The sequence below is a fragment of the Mesorhizobium sp. WSM1343 genome (genome assembly GCF_055901535.1).
Genome location: NZ_CM148370.1, coordinates 473,391 through 494,113, shown reverse-complemented (window position 1 = coordinate 494,113; position 20,723 = coordinate 473,391). Strand labels below are relative to the sequence as shown.

The window sequence follows — 20,723 nt, the reverse complement described above, 5'->3', positions numbered from 1 at the left end:
AATCGAAATGGGAAGAGAAAAACGGCGATTCAAGACAATGTCCGCCAAATCCGGACAAGCATCTGAAATGTTTATCGCTTTTTGATCATATCGAGGAAAAGCACGACCAGCCCGGCAACCAGGCCCCAGAATGCGGCGCCAACGCCGAACAACGTCAGACCCGACGCGGTGACGACAAAGGTGACGGTGGCGGCCATGCGATCCGCCTCTTCCTTCAGCGCGATAGACAGCGCGTTGGCGAGGGAAGCCATCAGCGCCAGGCCCGCCACCAGCACGATCAGGCTCTGTGGCAGCACCGCGAAGATCGCCACCAGCGAAGCGCCGAAAATCGCAAAGATGAGATAGGCGAGCGCATAGAACGGCCCGGTCTTCCAGCGCTCGGCGGGGTCGGGGTGGACGTCCGGCCCGGTGCAGATCGCGGCCGAGATCGCCGCCAGATTTGTGGTCGAGCCGCCGAACGGCGCCGACAGCAGCGAAAACAGGCCGGTGACGCCGATCAGCGGGCCGGGCTCCGGATGGTAGCCGGCGGCGCGCAGCACGGCGAGGCCGGACAGGTTCTGCGAAGCCATGGTGACGAGATAGAGCGGCAGTGCCAGCCCGATCATCGCCTTGGCGGTGAAATCAGGCGCAATCAGCGTCAGCGTCGACAGTTCCGGTGTCGGCAGGCCGCCGACACGGCCGGTGAGGAAAGCGGCAAGGCCACCGCCGATCAGCACCGCCAGCACCGACAGCGCCGGGTTGAACAGCCGGATGACGAAGAAGGCTGCAATCAGCGGCAGGATCAGCCACGGGTCGATGGGAATGGTCTTCACCGCATTGAGCGCGAAGGTGACGACGATACCGGCCAGCATGCCCGAGGCGACGGAAGGCGGTATTCTCGAGATCAGCTTCGTCAGGGGCCGAAACAGCCCGGTGGCGATCAGAAGGACGCCGGTGACGATGAAGGCGGCGACGGCCTCACCCATCGAAAAGCCGCTCGATGCCGCGATCAGCGCCAGGCCCGGTGTCGACCAGGCGGTGATGACCGGCATTTTCGTGCGCCATGACAGCCACAGGCTCTCGATCGCCATGGCCAGGCAGATCGTCGTCACCCAGCTTGCCGTCTCGATCTGCGTCGCGCCGACTGCGTTGGCGGCGGCGATGACGATGGCCAGCGTGCCGCCGAAGCCGACGATCGCCGCGACGAAGGCGGATATCGGAATGGAAAGGCGCATCAGTTTCCCCTCTGCGCCATCGCATCGACGGCCCGCACCAGCATGTCGAGATCCTGCGGTCGCGACAGGCGATGGTCGCCGTCAGGGATCAGCGACAGGGTCACGTCGTCGGCGGGCAGCAGGCTGACCAGCTTCAGTGCATGGCTTGCCGGCACATCCGCATCGGCCAGGCCCTGCAGGATATGCACCGGGCAATGGGTGTCGATCGGGCCTGTCATTGTCAGGTTGTCGCGCCCGTCCTCGATCAGGGCGCGGGTGTAGATGTAGGGTTCCGTGGAATAGTCCGACGGCTCTTCGAAGAAACCTTTTTTGGCGAGATCGCGCTTCTGCGCCTTGGTCAGCACCGGTTCGATCAGTTCAGCGGTAAAATCCGGTGCCGGCGCCAGCAGCACCAGGCCGGCGACGTTGCTGTCATCAGCCTTGCGCAATTCCTGCACCATGCGCAGCGCGATCCAGGCGCCCATCGAGGAGCCGACCAGGATCTGTTTGCCCTTGGTGAAATGCCGGAACACGGCAAGGCTTTGTGCAAGCCATGTCGAAATCGTGCCGTCGGCAAAGGCGCCGCCGGATTCGCCATGGCCGGAATAATCGTGGCGCAGAAAGGCGCGGCCTTCTTTTGCCGCCCAGCCCGACAGCGTCTGCGCCTTCGCGCCCAGCATGTCCGACTTGTAGCCGCCGAACCAGACGATGCCGGGCGCAGAGCCAGCAGTATGGCGCACCGCGATGCGCGATCCGTCGACATCCATAAAGACGGGGGGCGTTGCGGTCATGGCTTTTTCCTCAGGCCCTCTTCTGGCGCGGGATTCTTGTGGCACGGTCGGTGGCGTGGCGAAAAGTGCTCACTATGTTCTTTGTTTGGTGCAGGGCAGCGATCAGGGTGATTTTCTGTCAATGCTGTGCTATTGACTCCGCCCGCGCGCTCACCACATTGGCGCGTCCATGCATCAACACTGACAAATCCTGAACGAAACGGCCAAGGAGACCACGACCATTCGCAGACCTTTCAAAGCAGCGGCGCCGACCAAGGATGGCCCGCGCTCCAACCGTGACATCCGGGTTCCCCGGGTCCAGCTTATCGACGCCGAAGGCCAGAACCGCGGCGATGTTTCCATCAACGACGCATTGCTGCTGGCCGAAGAGGCCGGGCTCGATCTCGTCGAGATATCGCCCAACGCGGTGCCCCCCGTCGTCAAGATCCTTGATCTCGGCAAGTTGAAATACGCCAACCAGAAGAAGGCGGCCGAGGCGCGCAAGAACCAGAAGGTCATCGAGATCAAGGAGATCAAGATGCGCCCGAACATCGACAGCCATGACTACGAGACCAAGATGAAGGCGGTTCGCCGCTTCTTCGAGGAAGGCGACAAGGTCAAGCTGACGCTGCGGTTCCGTGGCCGCGAGATGGCGCATATGGAACTCGGCATGCAGCTTCTGAACAAGGTCCGCGAGGAAGTGGCGACGATTGCCAAGGTCGAAGCGGAACCGAAGCTCGAAGGCCGCCAGATGATGATGGTGCTGTCGCCGCGCTAAGATCTGCATCGGCGCGTATCTAGGATCACGATGACGTCAGGCTTGGCCATCGCGCTTAAATCCGCCTGAATCACATCGCAAGGCGTCCCGGCGATCGGCGGGACGCCTTCTTCTTGTTCAGACGCTGCGATCGCCGGCAAAATTCCTGACGATCGGATTCACTATGGTCGATGAAGTCAAGGTTTCGGACGTGGACTTCAAACACGGGCTGGGCAATTACCAGCATATGCGCCGGATAGTGCTTGCCGTTCTCGTGGTCGTGCTGTTTGCAGCATTGCTATTTGGCCAATCGACGTTTCCGCCCGACACAGCCGTGCACGAGACGATCGAAATGTTCGGCGTGCTGCTGATTTTCCTCGGCATCGTGGGCCGCCTTTGGGCGACACTCTACATAGGCGGGCGCAAATCGTCCGAGGTGGTGACTGGCGGGCCTTACTCGATCACTCGCAACCCGCTCTATGTGTTCTCGACCGTAGCCGCAGCCGGTGTCGGCGCGCAGATCGGTTCGTTCTCCGGTATCATCCTCTTCGGGCTTTTGTGCGCGGGGGCGTTCCATATCGTCATCCTGCGCGAGGAGAAGTTCCTCAAGGAAGCGCTCGGCGCGCCGTATCAGGCCTATCTGGCGCGGGTGCCGCGCTTCTTCCCAAAACTGTCGCTCTACCAGGAGGGCGATACCGGAAACTTCAAGCCGCGCCTGCTGTTGACCACGCTGCTCGACGGCCTGGTGTTTCTGATCGCGCTGCCGGCCTTCGAATTGATCGACGGCGCCCAGCTGTCAGGCATGTTGCCGGTCTGGTTCACGCTGCCCTGACGAGGACACAGCGCCGCATCTCCACAGGTGTTGCGCGCGGGCCGTCTTTGACGTATAGCACCGCCGTTCAAGAAAACCGCCCGGCAGGGCATGCCGTGGCGGTTTCATTTGCTTTTCGGGCTTTGGTCGGCCTGAAGCGAACAAGAAGCGCGATAGTGCGCCAACAATACGGAGTAGCAAAATGCCCAAGATGAAGACCAAATCGGCCGCCAAGAAGCGGTTCAAGATCACAGGTACGGGTAAAGTCCTGTCGGCTGCGGCCGGCAAGCGTCACGGCATGATCAAGCGTTCCAACAAGTTCATTCGAAATGCCCGCGGCACGATGGTTCTGGCTGAACCGGATGGCAAGAAGGTCATCAAGAATTTTCTGCCGAACGGCCTCTAAGGCATTCGGTCCGGACACGCATTTGTTTTACGCAATTCCGAACGGAAAACCGCAAGGCACTTTTCCTGGAATTGCTTTTAAGGAGATCATGACATGGCACGCGTAAAAAGAGGCGTCACTTCGCACGCCAAGCACAAGAAGGTCCTGAAAGCCGCGAAAGGCTTCTACGGCCGCCGCAAGAACACCATCCGCATCGCCAAGCAGGCGGTGGAAAAGTCGCTGCAATACGCTTACCGCGACCGCAAGAACCGCAAGCGCTCCTTCCGCGCGCTGTGGATCCAGCGTATCAACGCCGCGACCCACGAGCATGGCCTGACCTATGGCCGCTTCATCGACGGCCTCAACAAGTCGGGCATCGAGATCGATCGCAAGATCCTGTCGGACATGGCCATCCACGAGCCGCAGGCTTTCGCGGCCCTGGTCGCCAAGGCCAAGGTGGCGCTCGAATATCTGAAGAACACCACGCCGAACGCTTTTGAAAGCGCTGTCGCCTAAGACCAGCGCTTCCCAAGCATTCGCAATTCTGATTTGGGGAACCCGCGCTGGCACGGCTGGCGCGGGTTTTTCTTTTGCCTGATCCTTGGAGTGATTTCACTTTAGGAGTGACTTTCACTTTGAGGCCGACCTCCCAACGCAGCGAGTTTGACCGTGAACGACGCAACCACTGGCCTGGATACGCTTGAAAACTCACTTCTGGCCGAGATCGCCTCGGCCGCCGATGAGCCGGCCATCGAGGCCGTGCGCATCGCTGCTTTCGGTAAGAAGGGCAGCGTGTCCGAGATGCTGAAGACACTTGGCGCCATGACCGCCGAGGAGCGCCAGATCAAAGGCCCAGCCATCAACGGCCTCAAGAACCGCGTCACCGACGCGCTGACTGCCCGCAAGGCTGAGCTCAAGGATGTGGCGATCACCGCCCGCCTCGCCGCCGAAAAGGTCGACGTGACGCTGCCGGTGCGGCAGTCGCCGGCCGAGCGCGGCCGTATCCATCCGATCAGCCAGGTCATCGACGAGATTGCTGCGATCTTCGGCGACCTCGGGTTTTCCATCGCGGAAGGTCCCGACATCGAGACCGACTATTACAATTTCACCGCGCTGAATTTCCCCGAAGGCCATCCGGCGCGCGAGATGCACGACACCTTCTTCTTCCAGCCGGACGAGAAGGGCGAGCGCAAGCTTTTGCGCACGCACACTTCGCCGGTGCAGATCCGCACCATGGAAACGAAGAAGCCGCCGATCCGCATCGTCATACCTGGCAAGACGTACCGGCAGGATTCGGACGCCACCCACTCGCCGATGTTCCATCAGGTCGAGGGGCTGGTGATCGACAAGACCGCCAACGTTGCCAACATGAAATGGGTGCTGGAGGAGTTCTGCAAGGCCTTCTTCGAGGTGCCGCAGGTCAAGATGCGCTTCCGGCCGTCCTTCTTCCCGTTCACCGAGCCAAGCCTCGAGGTTGACATCCAGTGCGATCGCTCGCGGCCCGGCGAAGTGCGCTTCGGCGAAGGCTCCGATTGGATGGAGATCCTCGGCTGTGGCATGGTGCATCCCAACGTGCTGCGCCATGGCGGTCTCGATCCGGACGAATATCAGGGTTTTGCCTGGGGCATGGGCATCGACCGCATCGCCATGCTGAAATACGGCATGCCGGACCTGCGCGCCTTCTTCGATGCAGACGTGCGCTGGCTGTCGCATTACGGCTTCCGGCCGCTCGACATGCCGACTTTGTTCGGAGGCCTGAGCGCATGACAGCGCCCTATGCCGGCGGCTGCCGCTGCGGCGCCGTGCGGTTCGAGGCCTCTGCCGAACCGCATCACGTCAGCTACTGCCATTGCGGCGATTGCCGGCGGGCCAGCGGCGCGCCGGTGTCGGCCTTTGTCGGCTTCCTGGTCGATCAGGTCGCGTTCACCGGCAAGGCGCTGAAGATGTATGAGAACGGCCCGGTGACGCGCTCTTTCTGCGGCACCTGCGGCTCACCCATCGCCTATGTCGACGAGCGGCTGGAAGAAGACATCTACTTCATGCTCGGCGCCATGGACATGCCGGCCGATTTCCAGCCGACGCTGCATGCCTATATCGGCGAGCAGCTTGCCTTCCTGCATATGTCCGACGACCTGCCGAGACATCTGAAATCAAGCGTCAAAAGACCAGACGGAACAGTCCCATGAAATTCACCCTCTCCTGGCTCAAGGACCACCTCGAGACCGACGCCACGCTCGACGAGATCGTCGAGCGGCTGACTTCGATCGGTCTCGAAGTCGAGCATGTCGACGACAAGTCGAGCCTGAAACCATTCGTCATCGCCAGGGTGCTGACGGCGGTTCAGCATCCCGATGCCGACCGGCTGCGCGTGCTGACCGTCGACACCGGCGACGGCAAGCCTCCGGTGCAGGTCGTTTGCGGCGCGCCAAACGCTCGCGCGGGCCTGATCGGCGCCTTTGCCGCGCCCGGCACCTATGTGCCCGGCATCGACGTAACGCTGACGGTCGGCAAGATCAGGGGCGTCGAAAGCCACGGGATGATGTGTTCCGAGCGCGAGCTGGAGCTGTCCGACGAACACAATGGCATCATCGACCTGCCTGAGGATGCGCCGGTCGGCACCAGCTTCGCCGCCTATGCGCACATCGACGATCCGGTCATCGAGATCAACTTGACGCCGAACCGGCCGGATGCCACCAGCGTCTACGGCATCGCCAGGGATCTGGCGGCGAGCGGGCTTGGCCGCCTCGTCGGCGGCGCCATCATGCCGCATGTCGGCAATGGCATGTGTCCGGTCAAGGTGACGATCGAAGCGCCGGAGCTTTGCCCCGGCTTCGCGCTCAACTTGGTCAAGGGCGTCAAGAATGGACCCTCGCCAAAATGGCTGCAGCAGCGGCTGATCGCCATTGGGCTGAGACCCATCAGCGCACTGGTCGACATCACCAACTACGTCACCTTCGACCGCGGCCGCCCGCTGCATGTGTTCGACGCCAGCAAGGTTGCCGGCAATCTCGTCGTGCGCCGCGCGCGCGATGGCGAAAAGGTGCAGGCGCTCGACGGCCGCGAATACACGCTGACGCCGGAAATGTGCGTCATCGCAGATGACAACGGCGTCGAGTCGATCGCCGGCATTATGGGCGGCGAGCATTCGGGCTGCGACGAGAACACCTCAGATGTGCTGATCGAATCCGCCCTTTGGGATACGATCACCACGGCGCGCACCGGCCGCACGCTCGGCATCATCACCGATGCGCGCTACCGCTTCGAGCGCGGCGTCGACCCCGAATTCATGGTTCCGGGCGTCGAACTGGCAACGAAACTGGTGCTCGATTTCTGCGGCGGCACGCCGACCGAAATGGAGGTCGTCGGTTATGCCGGTCACACGCCGAAGATCGTTTCCTTCCCGCTTTCGGAAGTGAAGCGGCTGACCGGCATCGAGGTTCCCAGCGCGGAAAGCCTCGACATCCTGTCGCGCCTCGGCTTCAAGCCGGAGGGCTCGGGCGATGTCGTCGATGTCGCCGTGCCGTCCTGGCGCCCCGACGTCGATGGCAAGGCAGACCTGGTCGAGGAGGTCATGCGCATCCACGGTGTCGACAACATCGCGCCGCAGCCGCTCGGTGCGCATGACGCGGTCAATGCAAAGATCCTCACCACGCTGCAGGTCCGTACCCGCACGGCCAAGCGCGCGCTTGCCGTGCGCGGCATGATGGAAGCCGTTACCTGGTCGTTCATTCCGGCCAAGCACGCCGAGCTGTTCGGCGGCGGCCAGACCGCGCTGAAGCTCGCCAACCCGATCGCCGCCGACATGTCCGACATGCGGCCCTCACTGCTGCCGGGGCTGATCGCGGCTGCCCAGCGCAATGCCGACAAGGGTATTGGCGACGTGGCGCTGTTCGAAGTGTCGGGCACCTATGAGGGCGACGGCGCCGACCAGCAGCGGCGCGTCGCCGCCGGCGTGCGCCGCGGCACCGCCAAGCTCGACGGTTCCGGCCGCAACTGGGCCGGCAATTCCGGCCCGGTCGGCGTGTTCGACGCCAAGGCCGATGCGATCGCCGCACTTGAAGCCTGCGGTGCGCCTGTCGACCGGCTGCAGATCGAGGCCGGCGGCCCGGCCTGGTATCATCCCGGCCGTTCCGGCACGATCAAGCTCGGCCCGAAAACCGTACTCGGCACTTTCGGTGAATTCCATCCGAAGACGCTGGAGGGCCTCGATGTTTCCGGCCCGCTGTGCGGCTTCGAGGTCTTCGTCGATGCCGTGCCTGAACCGAAGGCCAAGCCGACGAAAACCAAGCCGAAACTGGAACTGTCGCCCTTCCAGGCGGTCAAGCGCGATTTCGCTTTCGTCGTCGACAAGTCGGTCGAGGCCGGCACGCTGGTGCGCGCAGCGCTCGCCGCCGACAAGAAGCTCATCACCGCCGTCTCGGTCTTCGATATTTTCGAAGGCGCTTCGCTGGGCGAGGGCAAAAAATCGATCGCCATCGAAGTGTCGATCCAGCCGGTCGAAAAGACGCTCACCGACGAGGATTTCGAGGCGTTGGCCAAGCGCATCATCGAGAATGTCGGCAAGCAGACCGGGGGCGTTCTGCGGGGCTAAAAAACTTGCGAGCAGATGGCGAATCGCCCTCCAAAGGGCGATGGACCATCTGCGGTATTCCGGCCTTCCCCTTGAAGAACAGCGCGCGGCGTTTCTCGCCATCGTGTCTGCCGACCCGCTGTTATGCGACGCGGTGGCGCGGGCTCGCACGCTCGACCTGCCGGACTGGCTGGTGGTATCCGGCGCTCTCTACAACAGCATCTGGAACCACCTGACCGGCAAACCGTCGGGCTACGGCATCAAGGATGTTGATCTTTTCTACTTCGATGACAGCGACCTGTCCTATGAGGCCGAGGACGCGGTGATCCGCCGGGCGGAGAAGCATTTCGAGGGGCTGGCGTTGCCGGTCGAGGTGCGCAACCAGGCGCGGGTGCATCTGTGGTATCCGCAGAAGTTCGGACGGCCGTGCCCGCGCTATTCGAGCGCCAGCGAATCCGTCAGCCATTTTGCCTCGAAGACGCACGCCGTCGGGGTTCGATACGACGCTGACGGGCAGCTCGAGATCGTGGCACCGTTTGGTCTTGACGACATTTTCTCGTTTCGCATCACGCCGAACCGGGTGATGGACAATCAGCGCACGCATGAGGCGAAGGGTAAGCGTGCAAGGGAGAACTGGCCGGAGATTAGTGTCGAGCCTTGGTAAAAATGTCGGCAGGGCAGAGGGGGGCGCTTCACGTCAGCGTCCCCACCTTCTGCACCGCGCTGCGTACGAAAAAGGGGCGCGCGGCGCCCCTTCCGATTACTCACCAGTTTTCAACCATTGACCAGCGTCAGCTCCTTCTCCGCATAGCGCCTACCGACCACCTTGTCGGGCGACAGCGCGTCACCAATCGCCTGCACCTCGACCGCGCTCAGCGCGATCCCGGCAGCCGCCGCATTCTGCTCCAGATGGCGTATCCTTCTTGCGCCGGGGATCGGCACGATGAAATCGCCCTGGTGCAGCACCCAGGCCAGCGCCAGTTGGGCCGAAGTTACCCCCTTTTCAGCTGCCAGCTTTTCCAGCGTCGCGATGACAGCGGCGTTGGCTTCCATCGCCTCGGCCTGGAAGCGCGGCAAGGTCCGGCGCCAGTCGTCGTCGCTCAGCGCCTCGGGCTTGGCGATCGTGCCGGTCAGCAGGCCACGGCCGAGCGGGCTGTAGGGAACAAAACCGATGCCGAGTTCGCGGCAGACGGCGAACACCTCGTCTTCCGGGTCGCGGCTCCACAGCGAATATTCGCTCTGCACGGCAGCAATTGGATGCACGGCATGGGCCCGGCGGATGGTCGCCGCACTCGCCTCCGACAGGCCGAGCGCGCGCACCTTGCCCTCGCGCACCAGCTCGGCCATGGCACCGACCGTGTCCTCGATCGGCACGTTGGGGTCGACACGGTGCTGGTAGTAGAGGTCGATCACATCCGTGCCGAGCCGCTTCAGCGACGCCTCGGCGACCGCCTTGACGTGCTTGGGGCGGCTGTCGACGCCGGCCATGCGGTCGAGGCCTGTACCTTCCTCCAAAATCCTGAAGCCGAATTTTGTCGCGATCGTCACCTTGTCACGCGCGGACTTCAGCGCCTTGCCGAGCAGGATCTCGTTCTCGAACGGGCCATAGACCTCCGCCGTGTCGAAGAAATTGACGCCGATATCGATGGCGCGGTGCAGCGTGGCGATTGCGTCGGCTTCCGCCTGGCCGCCATAGGCGAAGCTCATGCCCATGCAGCCGAGGCCGACGGGATAGACGTTCAATTCAGTTCCTAGCTTGCGGGTTTGCATAACGCGTCTCCTTGTTGCGATGCGGGAGAAATAGCGCCTTGCCTTGTGTTCGATAATCGGCTCTCATTTGCACGGGCTGTTCTAAAAGATAGATCAATGAATCGCGCGCATCTTTCCCAACTGGCCGTGCTGGCAACCGTTGCCCAATGCGGCAGCTTTCGCGGCGCGGCCAGGGAATTGGCCATCGCGCCTTCGGCGGTCAGCCATGCGGTGTCCAGCCTAGAGGCGCGGCTTGGCGTTCGGCTGCTGGCGCGCAGCACACGCAGCGTCGCGCCGACCGAAGAAGGTGCGCAGTTGCTGGAACGGCTGCGGCCGGCGCTGTCGGAGATCGATCTGGCGCTGGAGACGGCAATCGAGACACGCGACCGGCCGGCCGGCAATCTGCGCCTGACCGTGCCGCGCACCGCAGCCCATTTGGCGCTGACGCCACGGTTGGGCGCCTTTGCGTCGGCCTATCCCGATATCGTGCTGGAGATCGTCATCGAGGACCGTTTCACCGACGTGGTGGAAGGGGGCTTCGATGCTGGCGTCAGGCTAGGCGAGAGCCTGCAGCGCGACATGATCGCGGTGCGCATCGGGCCGGACCTTCGCGGCGCGGTGGTCGGCGCCCCGGTCTATTTCGAGGTCAACCCCAAGCCGCGTCACCCGCGCGACCTGGCTGACCACCGCTGCATCCGCTTCCGCTTCTCCAGCGGCATCCTCTACCGCTGGGAGTTCGAGAAAGGCCGCGAGGCGATCGAGATGGCGGTGGAGGGACCGCTGATCCTCGACGAGGACCACTTGATCGCCCAGGCGGCGGTCGACGGCGCTGGGCTCGCCTTCGTCTTTGAGGATTATGTCCGCGCGCCGCTCGCCGACGGCAGGCTGATCCGTGTGCTGGAGGACTGGTGCCCCTCCTTCGACGGCTTCTTCGTCTATTATCCGAGCCGCCGGCAAATGCGCCCGGCGCTCCGGGCGTTTGTCGATTTCTTCAAGGTGAGTGGATAGAGCGGGCTCGCCCCTCCCCTTGTGGCCCTCCGGAGGGAGAGGAAGGGCACCGGCTGTGATAAGCTCGCGCCTTTCGTCTCCCTCCGGAGGGCCCTGATGGGAGTCCGAAGGACGGGCGAGATCGGCGGCTCGCCCCGATAGGTCGGCTGAGGGACGGGGTGGGTAGCGCCCTACGAGACCCCCACCCCGCCTCGCAAAAGCCGCTTCGCGGCATTTGCTGCGCGCCCCTCCCCACAAGGGGGAGGGTGAAGCGCGCTGGAAGAAAGCCGAACCAACATTCGTTCACTCCCCATGCAAACATCGATCACCAACAGCGCCACCCGCTATGGCTGGGGCGCGATCCTTCTCCACTGGCTGATTGCGCTCATTTTCATCGGCCAGTTCGGGCTCGGCTTCGTCATGGTGCGGCTGACCAGCCAGCGCACCGCCTTCGAGCTGATCCAACTGCACAAATCTTTCGGCTTCCTGCTGCTCGGGCTTGTGTTGCTGCGCATCGCCTGGCGTCTTGGCAATGCAACGCCGGCGCTGCCGCGCTCGGTCGGAACCCTGGAGCGTCGGGCAGCACCGTTGGCCCATCTTGCGCTCTACGCGTTTCAGCTTGCCTTGCCCTTGTCCGGCTGGGCGCTGGTGTCGGTCTCGATGCTGGAGATCCCCAGCCTGCCATTCAACCTGTTCGTCATGCCGAACCTGCCGCTGGCCGAATCGGATGGTGCCGAGAGCTTCTGGGCGGCGGCACATTGGTATCTCGCCTATGCCGGCATGACGCTTGTGGCTCTCCACGTCGCGGCGGCGCTGCGGCATCATTTCCAGCTCAGGGATGGCGTGCTCACGCGCATGGTCACGCCTTCGTCAGATTCGGAATAGAGCGAGCGGTTCATTCGTTCATGGAGTGAGGGCGCAAGAAATGCGCTGCCTCCAACAAGGAACATCCCCATGTACACGCGCATCCTCGGATTTGCGGCGGTCGCCGCTTGCCTTGCCATGCCTGTTTCTGCGGCCGTCGCGCTGGGTGACGCCGCCGGCAGCTATTCGATCAGCCCGGCCAGTTCCAGCATCCGCTTCTCCATCGGCAAGGTCGGCGGCGGCGGCCTCAATGGCACCTTCGCCCGCTTCAAGGGCTCGATCCGCATCGACAACAGCGATGTCGGGCGCTCAGCTGTCAATTTCACCATTTTTCCCGAAAGCGTCGGCACCGGCCAGGGCCGTATCGATGCCTTCCTGCGCTCCGACGCGGTGTTTGATGCCGCCAACAGCCCGGAAATCCAGTTCCGCTCTACCAGCGTGACCCGAACCAGCGACACCACGGCTCTGGTCAGCGGCCGGCTGACGGCGCGCGGCAAGACGTTCCCGGAAAAATTCACGGCCGAGCTCGGCGGTCTCAAGGCCGGCATGATCAAATTCCATGTCACCGGCAAGGTGCTGAGGTCGCGCTACGGCATGGATGTCGGCACGCCGATCTATTCCAACATCGTCGACTTCGACATGACGCTGACCGGCAAAAGGGGCTGACCTCGTCATTGGCTTTTCCGGCGATTTCGGGCAAACCTCGTCGCCTGTAATCGTGATGGAGAAACCTGATGTTCCGATGGGGTGTGTTGTCGACGGCCAAGATCGGCCGCGAGCATTTGTTGCCGGCGATGGTCGAGGCGGAGAATGGCGTGCTGTCGGCGATCGCCAGCCGCGACCTGTCGAAGGCCAAGGCGCTGGCCGACCGCTTCGGTGCACGCCATGCCTTCGGCTCCTATGAGGAACTGCTCGCCTCGAAAGAAGTAGACGGCGTCTACATCCCGCTGCCGACCTCGCAGCATGTCGAGTGGTCGGCCAAGGCCATCGAAGCCGGCAAGCATGTGCTGGTCGAAAAGCCGCTGGCGCTCGACGCCAAGGACATCCTGCCGCTGATCAAGCTGCGCGACCAGAAAAAGGTGCTGGTCTGCGAAGCCTTCATGGTCATCTACCACCCGCAATGGATCAAGGTGCGCGAGCTCATCGCCAGCGGCGCCATCGGCCGGCTGCGCCATGTGCAGGGCGCGTTCTCCTACTACAACGTCGACCCCAGCAACATGCGCAACCAGCTCGACCTCGGCGGCGGCGCGCTGCCCGACATCGGCGTTTACCCGACCGTGTCGACGCGCTTTTCCACCGGCAAGGAGCCGCTGCGCGTGCAGGCGACGATCGAGCGCGACAAGACATTCGGCACCGACATCTACTCCTCGATCCGTGCCGATTTCGGTGACTTCGAGCTGTCGTTCTATCTGTCGACGCAGATGGCGGCGCGCCAGGTGATGGTGTTCCACGGCGAGAAGGGTTTCATCGAGTTGTTCTCGCCTTTCAATGCCGGGCTCTACGACCACCACCGCGTCGAACTGCACAACCAGAACCACACCGAGGCGCAGGTTTTCCGCTTTCCCGGCACGCAGCAGTACCGGCTGGAGGTCGAGACCTTCGCGCGCGCGGCACAGGGCGGCAAGGAGCGCGTCTTCACGCTGGAGGAATCGGTGCTCAACCAGAAAGTCATCGACGCCATCTTCCGCGCCGGCGGCAAAGAAGGCTGGGAGACCGTCTGAATTCCTCGCATTGAAATAGCCGGCTAATTCTGGGAGGAAAAATGGCTGACGATGCGGACGTGATCATTGTCGGCGCCGGCCTTGCAGGGCTGGTTGCCGCCGCCGAGCTCGCCGAGGCCGGCAAGAAAACCATCATCGTCGACCAGGAGCCGGAGCAGTCGCTCGGCGGCCAGGCATTCTGGTCGTTCGGCGGCCTTTTCCTCGTCGATTCGCCCGAGCAGCGGCGCATGCGCATCCGCGATTCGCATGACCTGGCGCTGGAAGACTGGCTGGGCACCGCGGCTTTCGATCGGCCCGAGGATTTCTGGCCGCGCAAATGGGCGCAAGCCTATGTCGGCTTTGCCGCCGGCGAAAAACGCTCCTGGCTGATACAGCGCGGCCTGAAATTCTTTCCCGTGGTCGGTTGGGCCGAGCGAGGCGGCGGCAATGCCATCGGCCACGGCAATTCGGTACCGCGCTTCCACATCACCTGGGGCACGGGCCCCGGCGTTCTCGAACCTTTCGTACAGCGCGTGCGCGAGGCGCAGAAGCGCGGACTGATCAGTTTCAAATTCCGCCATCGGGTCGATGAATTGACCCGCACGGGTGCGACTGTCGACGGGGTGCGCGGCGACATCCTGCAACCGAGCACCGCCGAGCGCGGCCACAAGAGTTCGCGCGAAATATCAGGAGATTTCGAGCTTCGCGCGCAAGCCGTGATCGTCGCTTCCGGCGGCATCGGCGCCAACCATCAGCTTGTACGGGAAAACTGGCCGCAGCGGCTGGGCGCGGCGCCCAAGCGCATGATCACCGGCGTGCCCGACCATGTCGACGGCCGCATGCTGGCGATCACGGAACAGGCCGGCGGTTCGATCATCAACCGCGACCGCATGTGGCACTATGTCGAGGGCATCAAGAACTGGGCGCCGATCTGGACCGACCATGCGATACGCATCCTGCCCGGCCCATCATCGCTGTGGCTCGATGCGCGCGGCAAGCGCCTGCCGGTGCCGCTCTATCCCGGCTTCGACACTCTGGGCACGCTCTCCCACATCATGAGCACCGGCTTCGACTATTCCTGGTTCATCCTGACCAAGAAGATCATCCAGAAGGAGTTCGCGCTGTCGGGCTCCGAGCAGAACCCCGATCTGACCGGCAAGAGCTGGCGCCAGGTGCTCGGCCGCGCCACATCGGGCATTCCGGGCCCCGTCAAGGCGTTCATGGAAAAGGGCGAAGACTTCATCGTCGAGGCCGATTTGCCGGCGCTGGTCGCGCGCATGAACGCGCTGGCCGGCGGCGAGGCGCTGCTTGGGGTGGCTCAAGTCGAGCGCGAGATCCGCGCCCGCGATAGGCAGCTCGACAACCCGTTCTCCAAGGATATGCAGATCACCGCTCTGCGCGGCGCGCGCGCCTATCTCGGCGACCGGCTGATCCGCACGGCCAAGCCGCACAAGATGCTCGATCCGGCAAATGGCCCGCTGATCGCGGTGCGGCTTAACATCCTGACCCGCAAGACGCTGGGCGGCCTGCAGACCGATCTCGACAGCCGCGTGCTGGGGGCAGATGGGCAGCCGGTCGCCGGGCTCTATGCCGTCGGCGAAGCCGCCGGTTTCGGCGGCGGCGGCGTGCATGGCTATGCGGCGCTCGAAGGCACCTTCCTCGGCGGCTGCATCTTTTCCGGCCGCAGCGCCGGCCGGGCAGCGGCTGCCTCGGTGGCGTGAAGGGGCGCCACTTGGTCCTCAGAGTTTTGCCGCGATCACCAGCGCCAGCCGCCCCGTCCAAGCGCGGTCACCGCATCGACGATCCGGGTGAAGCTGGTGCGGGCGCGGCCAACCGTGTGCCGGGCTCTGAGATAGCCGTGAACCAATCCCGGCTCCTCGAACCACGTCGCGTGGCCACCTGCCGTGATGATCAGGTCGCGATAGGTCTCGCCATCCGATGACAGCGGGTCGCATTCGGCGGTGATCAGCACTGTCGGCGGCAAGTTGGAGAAATCGGTGTCGGCAAGCGGGGCCAGCGTCGCATCGCCGCTACGGTCTTGCCCTCCAGTGCGAATGTGCTTGTAGAATTCGAGATCGCGCACGGTCAGCATCGGCGCTTCGGCGTGCTTGACATAGGAGCCTTTCGAGCGGTCTCCGCCGAGGCCGGGATAGATCAGCACCTGGCCGACCGGCCTTTTCGAATGGCCGCGCGTGGCGTGACTGACGGCGGCGCAGAGATTGCCGCCGGCGCTGTCGCCGCAGAGCACGATAGGATGATCGCGATTGGCGGCGGCCCATTCGAAGGCGCTCATGGCATCGTCAAAGGCGGCTGGATGCAAATGTTCCGGCGCCAGCCGGTAATCTACGGAGACCACCTCATAGCCTGTGCGCGAGCACAGCTCCGCGCAAACATCGTCGTGGCTGTCCAGCCCACCAAGGATGAAGCCACCGCCATGGACATAGAGCACCGTCACGGCTTCCTGAAGTGTGCTTCGGTAGATGCGGATCGGGATGTCATGCGTCGGCGTTGCAATGGCGGAGGTTTCGACAGCGACGCCCTCGGGGTAGCCGGCAAAGAATTCCCGGCACATGCGGTCGTAAATCTCGCGCTGCTGCGCGATCGTGTAGTCGATCGTATCGGGCGGGTAATAGGAATTGGTCCGCTCGATGAAGGCCCAGGTCTCGGCATCGATGAGCTTGATGTAGTCGGTCATGGGTGCTGGAGAGGCGGCCAAGGCTGAGCCTGGGCGCCCCCCTCTGTCCTGCCGGACATCTCCCCCTCAAGGGGGGAGATCGGATGTTGCGAAGGCTTTCGCCAACCTTCTGCGTCGCAAGAAGAGTGCAGAGATCGAAGCTGCCAATCTCCTCCCTTGAGGGGGAGATGTCCGGCAGGACAGAGGGGGGTGAGCGCCGTCATTTCGGCAACAATCCTTACTTCCCCTTCCACACCGGCTCACGCTTCTCCGCAAAAGCCCGAAAACCCTCCATATTGTCCTCGGAGCCATAGAGCGCATCGACCGTCGGCAATTGCCGGCGGGTCACCTTGTTCATGGCGTCCTGGAAGGTCAGCGCCTCGGCCACGCGCGCCGTCTCCTTGATCGCGGCAAACACCAGCGGTGGGCCGCCTGCGAGCAGCCGGGCGATCTCCCAGACGCGATCTTCCAGCTTTTCCTTGGGCAGCACTTCGTTGACCAAGCCCCAGCGATGCGCTTCAGCGACATCCATCCAGCGGCCGGTGAGCAGAAGGTCCATGGCGACATGGTAGGGGATGCGCTTCGGCAGCTTGATCGTCGCCGCGTCGGCCAGCGTGCCGGCTCGGATCTCGGGCAGCGCGAAGGAGGAATGATCGGAGGCGTAGATGAGGTCGCAGGACAGCGCCAGCTCGAAGCCGCCGCCGACCGCCATGCCGTTGACGCACGCGATGATCGGCTTGTTGAGGTCGCGCAGCTCCTGCAGGCCGGCAAAGCCGCCGACGCCATAGTCGCCGTCGACCGCATCGCCGCCGGCAGCTGCTTTGAGGTCCCAGCCCGCGCAGAAGAACTTGTCGCCAGCGGTCTTGACGATGGCGACGCGCAATTCCGGATCGTCTCGGAACGCCTTGAAGGTCTCGCCCATCAGCCGCGAGGTCTTCAGGTCGATGGCGTTGGCCTTGGGCCGGTCGAGGGTGACTTCGAGGATGGTGCCCTCGCGGCGGGTCGAAATGACGTCAGACATTCTTGTTCTCTCCCAGCACCAGCAGCGCGTCGGCGATCCAGGCGCCCTTGCCCTCTGCACAGACGATCAGCGGGTTGATGTCCAGTTCCTCGATCTCACCGGCATTCTGCTGCACGAAGGCGGCAATGCCAGAGATAGCATCGATGGCAGCCGCGACATCGGCCTTCGGCCGGCCGCGATAGCCTTCGAGCAGCGGGAACAGTTTCAGGCCGCGCAGCGCCGCCTCGATATCGTCGCGGGTCGCCGGCAGCATCAGCGTGACGCTGTCGCGCAACAGCTCGACCAGCACGCCACCAGTGCCGAGCGTCATCACCGCGCCGAACATCGGATCGCGGGTGAAGCCGACGATGAGTTCGGCAACACCGTCGCGCACCATGCGCTCGACATAGAGCCCGGTGCCGAGCGGCAACAGGTCATGCGCTGCGGTGCTGACGGATTCGGCATCCCTGAGATTGAGCCTGACAGCGCCAACTTCGGATTTGTGGGTGACGCCGAGCGCCTTCAACGCGACGGGAAAGCCGAGCGCCATCGACGAAATCACCGCTTCGACGGCATTGGCGGCGCGCTCGCCCTTCGGCACCGGCAGGCCGGCTTTGATCAGCCGTGACTTCGCCTCGGCTTCGTCGGGCGTGACGTGGTCCCCGCCAGAGGCGCCGGAGGCCGACGTGTCGATCGGCTGCGCCTGCGGTTCAGCCCAAGCCCAGCCGATGAAGGCTGCTGCGCCGGCTGCATCCATCGCTTCCGAAATGCCGAACAACGGCACCATGCCGCGCGCCATCAGTTCGGCGGTGTATTCCTCCGGCAGGTTCTCCGGCAGCGAGGAGACGATCGCACCATGCGCCTTGTTGGTCTTGAGCGCCGATTCGAAAGCGCGCAACGTCGCCCACCAGTCGGTGACCGAGCAGCGGTCGGGTCGCGGAAAATCGAGCACCAGCATGTTGAGGTCGAAACCGCCCGACACCATGGCGGTGAAGGTGGCGGTCATCGCCGGCTCGTTGTTCCAGATGAAGGTGTGATAGTCCAAGGGATTGGCGACCGCGACCAGCGGCCCGAGCGTCGATTTGACATGGGCGCGATGGCTGTCGGTCAGCACAGGGAAATTGACCCAGCGGCCTTCGGCGCTGTCGGCCATGACGGAGGCCTCGCCGCCGGAGCAGCTCATCGACGACAGCCTATAGCCGGGCAAAGGTCCGGTGATGTGCAGCAGCTTCAGCGCCTCGATGAAGGCGGGGATCGAATCGACACGCGCAATGCCGAGCCGCCGCAGGAACGCACCCGAGGCCGCGTCCGAGCCGGCGAGCGACGCGGTATGCGAGACAGTCGCTTGCCTGGCCTGTTCGGAACGGCCGACCTTCATGGCGATGATCGGCTTCTTCAGCTCGCGGGCTCGTGCCGCCAGCCGTTCGAAGCCGGCTACCGAATCGAAGGCCTCGATGTGCAGGCCGAGCGACGTGACGCGCTCATCCTCGATCAGGCCGAGCGCCATTTCGGATAGGCCGGTCTGCGCCTGGTTGCCGGCGGTCATCAGGAAGGCGATCGGCAGGCCGCGCTTCTGCATGGTCATGTTGATGGCGATGTTGGAGGACTGGGTGATGATGGCGACGCCCTTGCCGCCCTCGGCCAGTCTTATGCCGCCATGCTGGTCGGGCCACAGCAGCGCGCCGTCGGCATAATTGATCAGGCCGTAGCAATTCGGCCCGATGATCGGCATCTGGCCGGCCGCCGCGACCAGCTCGGCCTGCAGCCGCTCGCCATCATCGTCATAGGCCTCGGTTTCGAGGAAGCCGGCGGCAAAGCAGACGGCGCCGCCGGCGCCGCGTTCGGCCAGCGCCTTGATCACCTCGATGGTCAAATGCCGGTTGACGCCGACAAAGGCAGCATCCGGCGCGCCGGGCAGGTCAGCCACCGAACGATAGGCCTTGCGACCGGCAACCTCGTCCTTGGTCGGATGCACCGGCCAGATCTCGCCGGCAAAACCCATCTTGATCGATTGCGCGACGACGGCTGCGGCCTGCGCGCCGCCGAAGACGGCGATCGATTTAGGCCGCAGGAGACGCTCCAGTTTATGCATATGTTATGCCCCGAACGGGCGCAGCAGCGCCCTTGAAATGATGTGGCGCTGGATCTCGGATGTGCCTTCCCAGATGCGCTCGACGCGCGCGTCGCGCCAGATGCGCTCCAGCGGCAGATCGTCCATCAGCCCCATGCCGCCATGGATCTGGATCGCTTCATCGGCGACGTATGCGAGCATTTCGGTGGCCTTCAGCTTGGCCATGGCCATGTCCTGGTCGGTGACGGTGCCCTGATCGTACTTCCAGCCGGCTTCGAACACCATCAGGTCGGCGGCCTTCAATTCGGTCGCCATGTCGGCAAGCTTGAACGATACGCCCTGGAACTTGCCGATCTGCTGGCCGAACTGCTGGCGTTGCGCGGCGTATTCGACGGCATGGCCAAGCGCACGCTCGGCGCGACCGAGGCAGGTGGCGCCGACCTGCAGCCGGGTGGCGCCTAGCCAGGAATTGGCGACATCGAACCCCTTGTGGACTTCGCCCAACACTTGGGCTCCGGGTAGCCGGCAATCGTCGAATTCGAGGATGGCGTTGGTGTAGCCGCGATGCGAGACGTTGCGGTAGCCGTCACGGACGGTGAAGCCTTTGGTGCCCTTATCGACGAAGAAGGCGGTGATCTTCTTGCGTTTGCCGCGCGGCGAATCCTCTTCGCCTGAGGCCATGAAAACGATGGCGAAGTCGGCGAGGTCGGCGTGGGAGATAAAATGCTTGGTGCCGTTCAGCACCCAGTCGTCACCGTCCTGCACGGCGGTTGCCTTCATGCCACGCAAATCGGAGCCGGCGCCCGGCTCGGTCATCGCCAGGCAGTCCCATTTCTCGCCACGGATGCAGGGGAACAGATACTTTTCGCGCTGTTCGGGCGTGCCGGCCAGGAGGATGTTGGAGGGGCGCGCCACGCAGGTCCAGTGCAGCGCGTAATTGGCGCGGCCGAGTTCCTTCTCGTAGAGCAGCCAGGTCACCGTATCGAGGCCGGCTCCGCCGACATCGGCCGGCATGTTGGCGGCATAGAGCCCTGCCTCGATCGCCTTTACCTTGATCTCCTCGATCAGGTCGCGGCGCAGCACGCCGGTGCGCTCGACCTCGCGCTCATGCGGGTAAAGCTCGTTCTCGACGAACGCGCGCGTCGTCTCGACGATGAGCTTCTGTTCCTCCGACAGCCCGAAATCCATGCTC

The 20,723-nt window shown here is 63.7% G+C and carries 20 protein-coding genes; 13 read left to right on the top strand and 7 right to left on the bottom strand.

All coding sequences use genetic code 11. From position 1 onward, the window contains the following. Positions 1-71: 71 nt before the first annotated feature. Entirely contained in the window at positions 72-1,214 is a 1,143-nt protein-coding gene (locus AC0NIL_RS02255; protein WP_275953213.1) for a benzoate/H(+) symporter BenE family transporter, read from the bottom strand. Then, positions 1,214-1,984 carry an alpha/beta hydrolase gene (locus AC0NIL_RS02250; protein WP_275953212.1) on the bottom strand — a complete coding sequence of 257 codons (771 nt, stop codon included), beginning with the start codon at positions 1,982-1,984 and terminating at the stop codon, positions 1,214-1,216. The genes AC0NIL_RS02255 and AC0NIL_RS02250 overlap by 1 nt, the downstream gene beginning before the upstream one ends. Positions 1,985-2,204: 220 nt before the next feature. Here AC0NIL_RS02250 and infC point away from each other — a divergent pair, with 220 nt between their 5' ends. The 8 genes from infC to AC0NIL_RS02210 all read left to right on the top strand — a co-directional run bounded on the left by infC (position 2,205) and on the right by AC0NIL_RS02210 (position 9,150). Next, positions 2,205-2,741, top strand: a complete 537-nt coding sequence (gene infC, locus AC0NIL_RS02245) for a translation initiation factor IF-3 (protein ID WP_013528312.1) — start codon at positions 2,205-2,207, stop codon at positions 2,739-2,741. 163 nt (positions 2,742-2,904) lie between these two features. Next, positions 2,905-3,552 carry a methyltransferase family protein gene (locus tag AC0NIL_RS02240; RefSeq protein WP_013528311.1) on the top strand — a complete coding sequence of 216 codons (648 nt, stop codon included), beginning with the start codon at positions 2,905-2,907 and terminating at the stop codon, positions 3,550-3,552. 181 nt (positions 3,553-3,733) lie between these two features. Next, on the top strand, positions 3,734-3,937 hold the full coding sequence (gene rpmI / locus AC0NIL_RS02235; RefSeq protein ID WP_006201248.1) for a 50S ribosomal protein L35: 204 nt from the start codon (positions 3,734-3,736) through the stop codon (positions 3,935-3,937). Positions 3,938-4,030: 93 nt separating this feature from the next. Next, positions 4,031-4,432: a 50S ribosomal protein L20 gene (gene rplT / locus AC0NIL_RS02230; RefSeq protein ID WP_013528310.1), complete on the top strand. Its 402-nt coding sequence runs from the start codon at positions 4,031-4,033 to the stop codon at positions 4,430-4,432. A gap of 153 nt (positions 4,433-4,585) precedes the next feature. Beyond that, positions 4,586-5,683: a phenylalanine--tRNA ligase subunit alpha gene (gene pheS / locus AC0NIL_RS02225; RefSeq protein ID WP_013528309.1), complete on the top strand. Its 1,098-nt coding sequence runs from the start codon at positions 4,586-4,588 to the stop codon at positions 5,681-5,683. Further along, positions 5,680-6,102, top strand: coding sequence for a GFA family protein (locus tag AC0NIL_RS02220; RefSeq protein WP_013528308.1), 423 nt, complete (start codon positions 5,680-5,682; stop codon positions 6,100-6,102). The genes pheS and AC0NIL_RS02220 overlap by 4 nt, the downstream gene beginning before the upstream one ends. Then, the gene (gene pheT / locus AC0NIL_RS02215) at positions 6,099-8,507 is read left to right on the top strand and encodes a phenylalanine--tRNA ligase subunit beta (protein ID WP_275953209.1); all 2,409 of its coding nucleotides are present in this window, start codon (positions 6,099-6,101) and stop codon (positions 8,505-8,507) included. Before AC0NIL_RS02220 ends, pheT begins: the two co-directional genes overlap by 4 nt. A gap of 40 nt (positions 8,508-8,547) precedes the next feature. After that, the gene (locus AC0NIL_RS02210; protein WP_027161016.1) at positions 8,548-9,150 is read left to right on the top strand and encodes a nucleotidyltransferase family protein; all 603 of its coding nucleotides are present in this window, start codon (positions 8,548-8,550) and stop codon (positions 9,148-9,150) included. 110 nt (positions 9,151-9,260) lie between these two features. Here the strand turns inward: AC0NIL_RS02210 and AC0NIL_RS02205 are convergent, their stop codons facing one another. After that, entirely contained in the window at positions 9,261-10,256 is a 996-nt protein-coding gene (locus AC0NIL_RS02205) for an aldo/keto reductase (RefSeq protein ID WP_275953207.1), read from the bottom strand. 96 nt (positions 10,257-10,352) lie between these two features. Here AC0NIL_RS02205 and AC0NIL_RS02200 point away from each other — a divergent pair, with 96 nt between their 5' ends. The 5 genes from AC0NIL_RS02200 to AC0NIL_RS02180 all read left to right on the top strand — a co-directional run bounded on the left by AC0NIL_RS02200 (position 10,353) and on the right by AC0NIL_RS02180 (position 15,507). Next, positions 10,353-11,243: a LysR family transcriptional regulator gene (locus AC0NIL_RS02200; protein WP_224675075.1), complete on the top strand. Its 891-nt coding sequence runs from the start codon at positions 10,353-10,355 to the stop codon at positions 11,241-11,243. 291 nt (positions 11,244-11,534) lie between these two features. Further along, entirely contained in the window at positions 11,535-12,107 is a 573-nt protein-coding gene (locus AC0NIL_RS02195; RefSeq protein ID WP_013528303.1) for a cytochrome b, read from the top strand. Between the two features lie 69 nt (positions 12,108-12,176). Next, entirely contained in the window at positions 12,177-12,752 is a 576-nt protein-coding gene (locus AC0NIL_RS02190) for a YceI family protein (RefSeq protein ID WP_013528302.1), read from the top strand. 68 nt (positions 12,753-12,820) lie between these two features. Next, on the top strand, positions 12,821-13,807 hold the full coding sequence (locus AC0NIL_RS02185) for a Gfo/Idh/MocA family protein (protein ID WP_063169794.1): 987 nt from the start codon (positions 12,821-12,823) through the stop codon (positions 13,805-13,807). Positions 13,808-13,848: 41 nt separating this feature from the next. Continuing rightward, on the top strand, positions 13,849-15,507 hold the full coding sequence (locus AC0NIL_RS02180) for an FAD-binding dehydrogenase (protein ID WP_275953206.1): 1,659 nt from the start codon (positions 13,849-13,851) through the stop codon (positions 15,505-15,507). Positions 15,508-15,542: 35 nt separating this feature from the next. Here AC0NIL_RS02180 and AC0NIL_RS02175 read toward each other — a convergent pair whose 3' ends face one another. From AC0NIL_RS02175 to AC0NIL_RS02160, 4 genes are all read right to left on the bottom strand, one after another. Next, positions 15,543-16,481: an alpha/beta hydrolase gene (locus AC0NIL_RS02175; RefSeq protein WP_027161011.1), complete on the bottom strand. Its 939-nt coding sequence runs from the start codon at positions 16,479-16,481 to the stop codon at positions 15,543-15,545. 217 nt (positions 16,482-16,698) lie between these two features. Further along, complete coding sequence (locus AC0NIL_RS02170) at positions 16,699-17,481, bottom strand: carnitinyl-CoA dehydratase (RefSeq protein ID WP_013528298.1); 783 nt, start codon at positions 17,479-17,481, stop codon at positions 16,699-16,701. Next, positions 17,474-19,552 carry an acetate--CoA ligase family protein gene (locus AC0NIL_RS02165; protein WP_013528297.1) on the bottom strand — a complete coding sequence of 693 codons (2,079 nt, stop codon included), beginning with the start codon at positions 19,550-19,552 and terminating at the stop codon, positions 17,474-17,476. The genes AC0NIL_RS02170 and AC0NIL_RS02165 overlap by 8 nt, the downstream gene beginning before the upstream one ends. Positions 19,553-19,555: 3 nt before the next feature. Beyond that, positions 19,556-20,719, bottom strand: coding sequence for an acyl-CoA dehydrogenase family protein (locus tag AC0NIL_RS02160; RefSeq protein WP_013528296.1), 1,164 nt, complete (start codon positions 20,717-20,719; stop codon positions 19,556-19,558). Positions 20,720-20,723 lie beyond the last annotated feature (4 nt).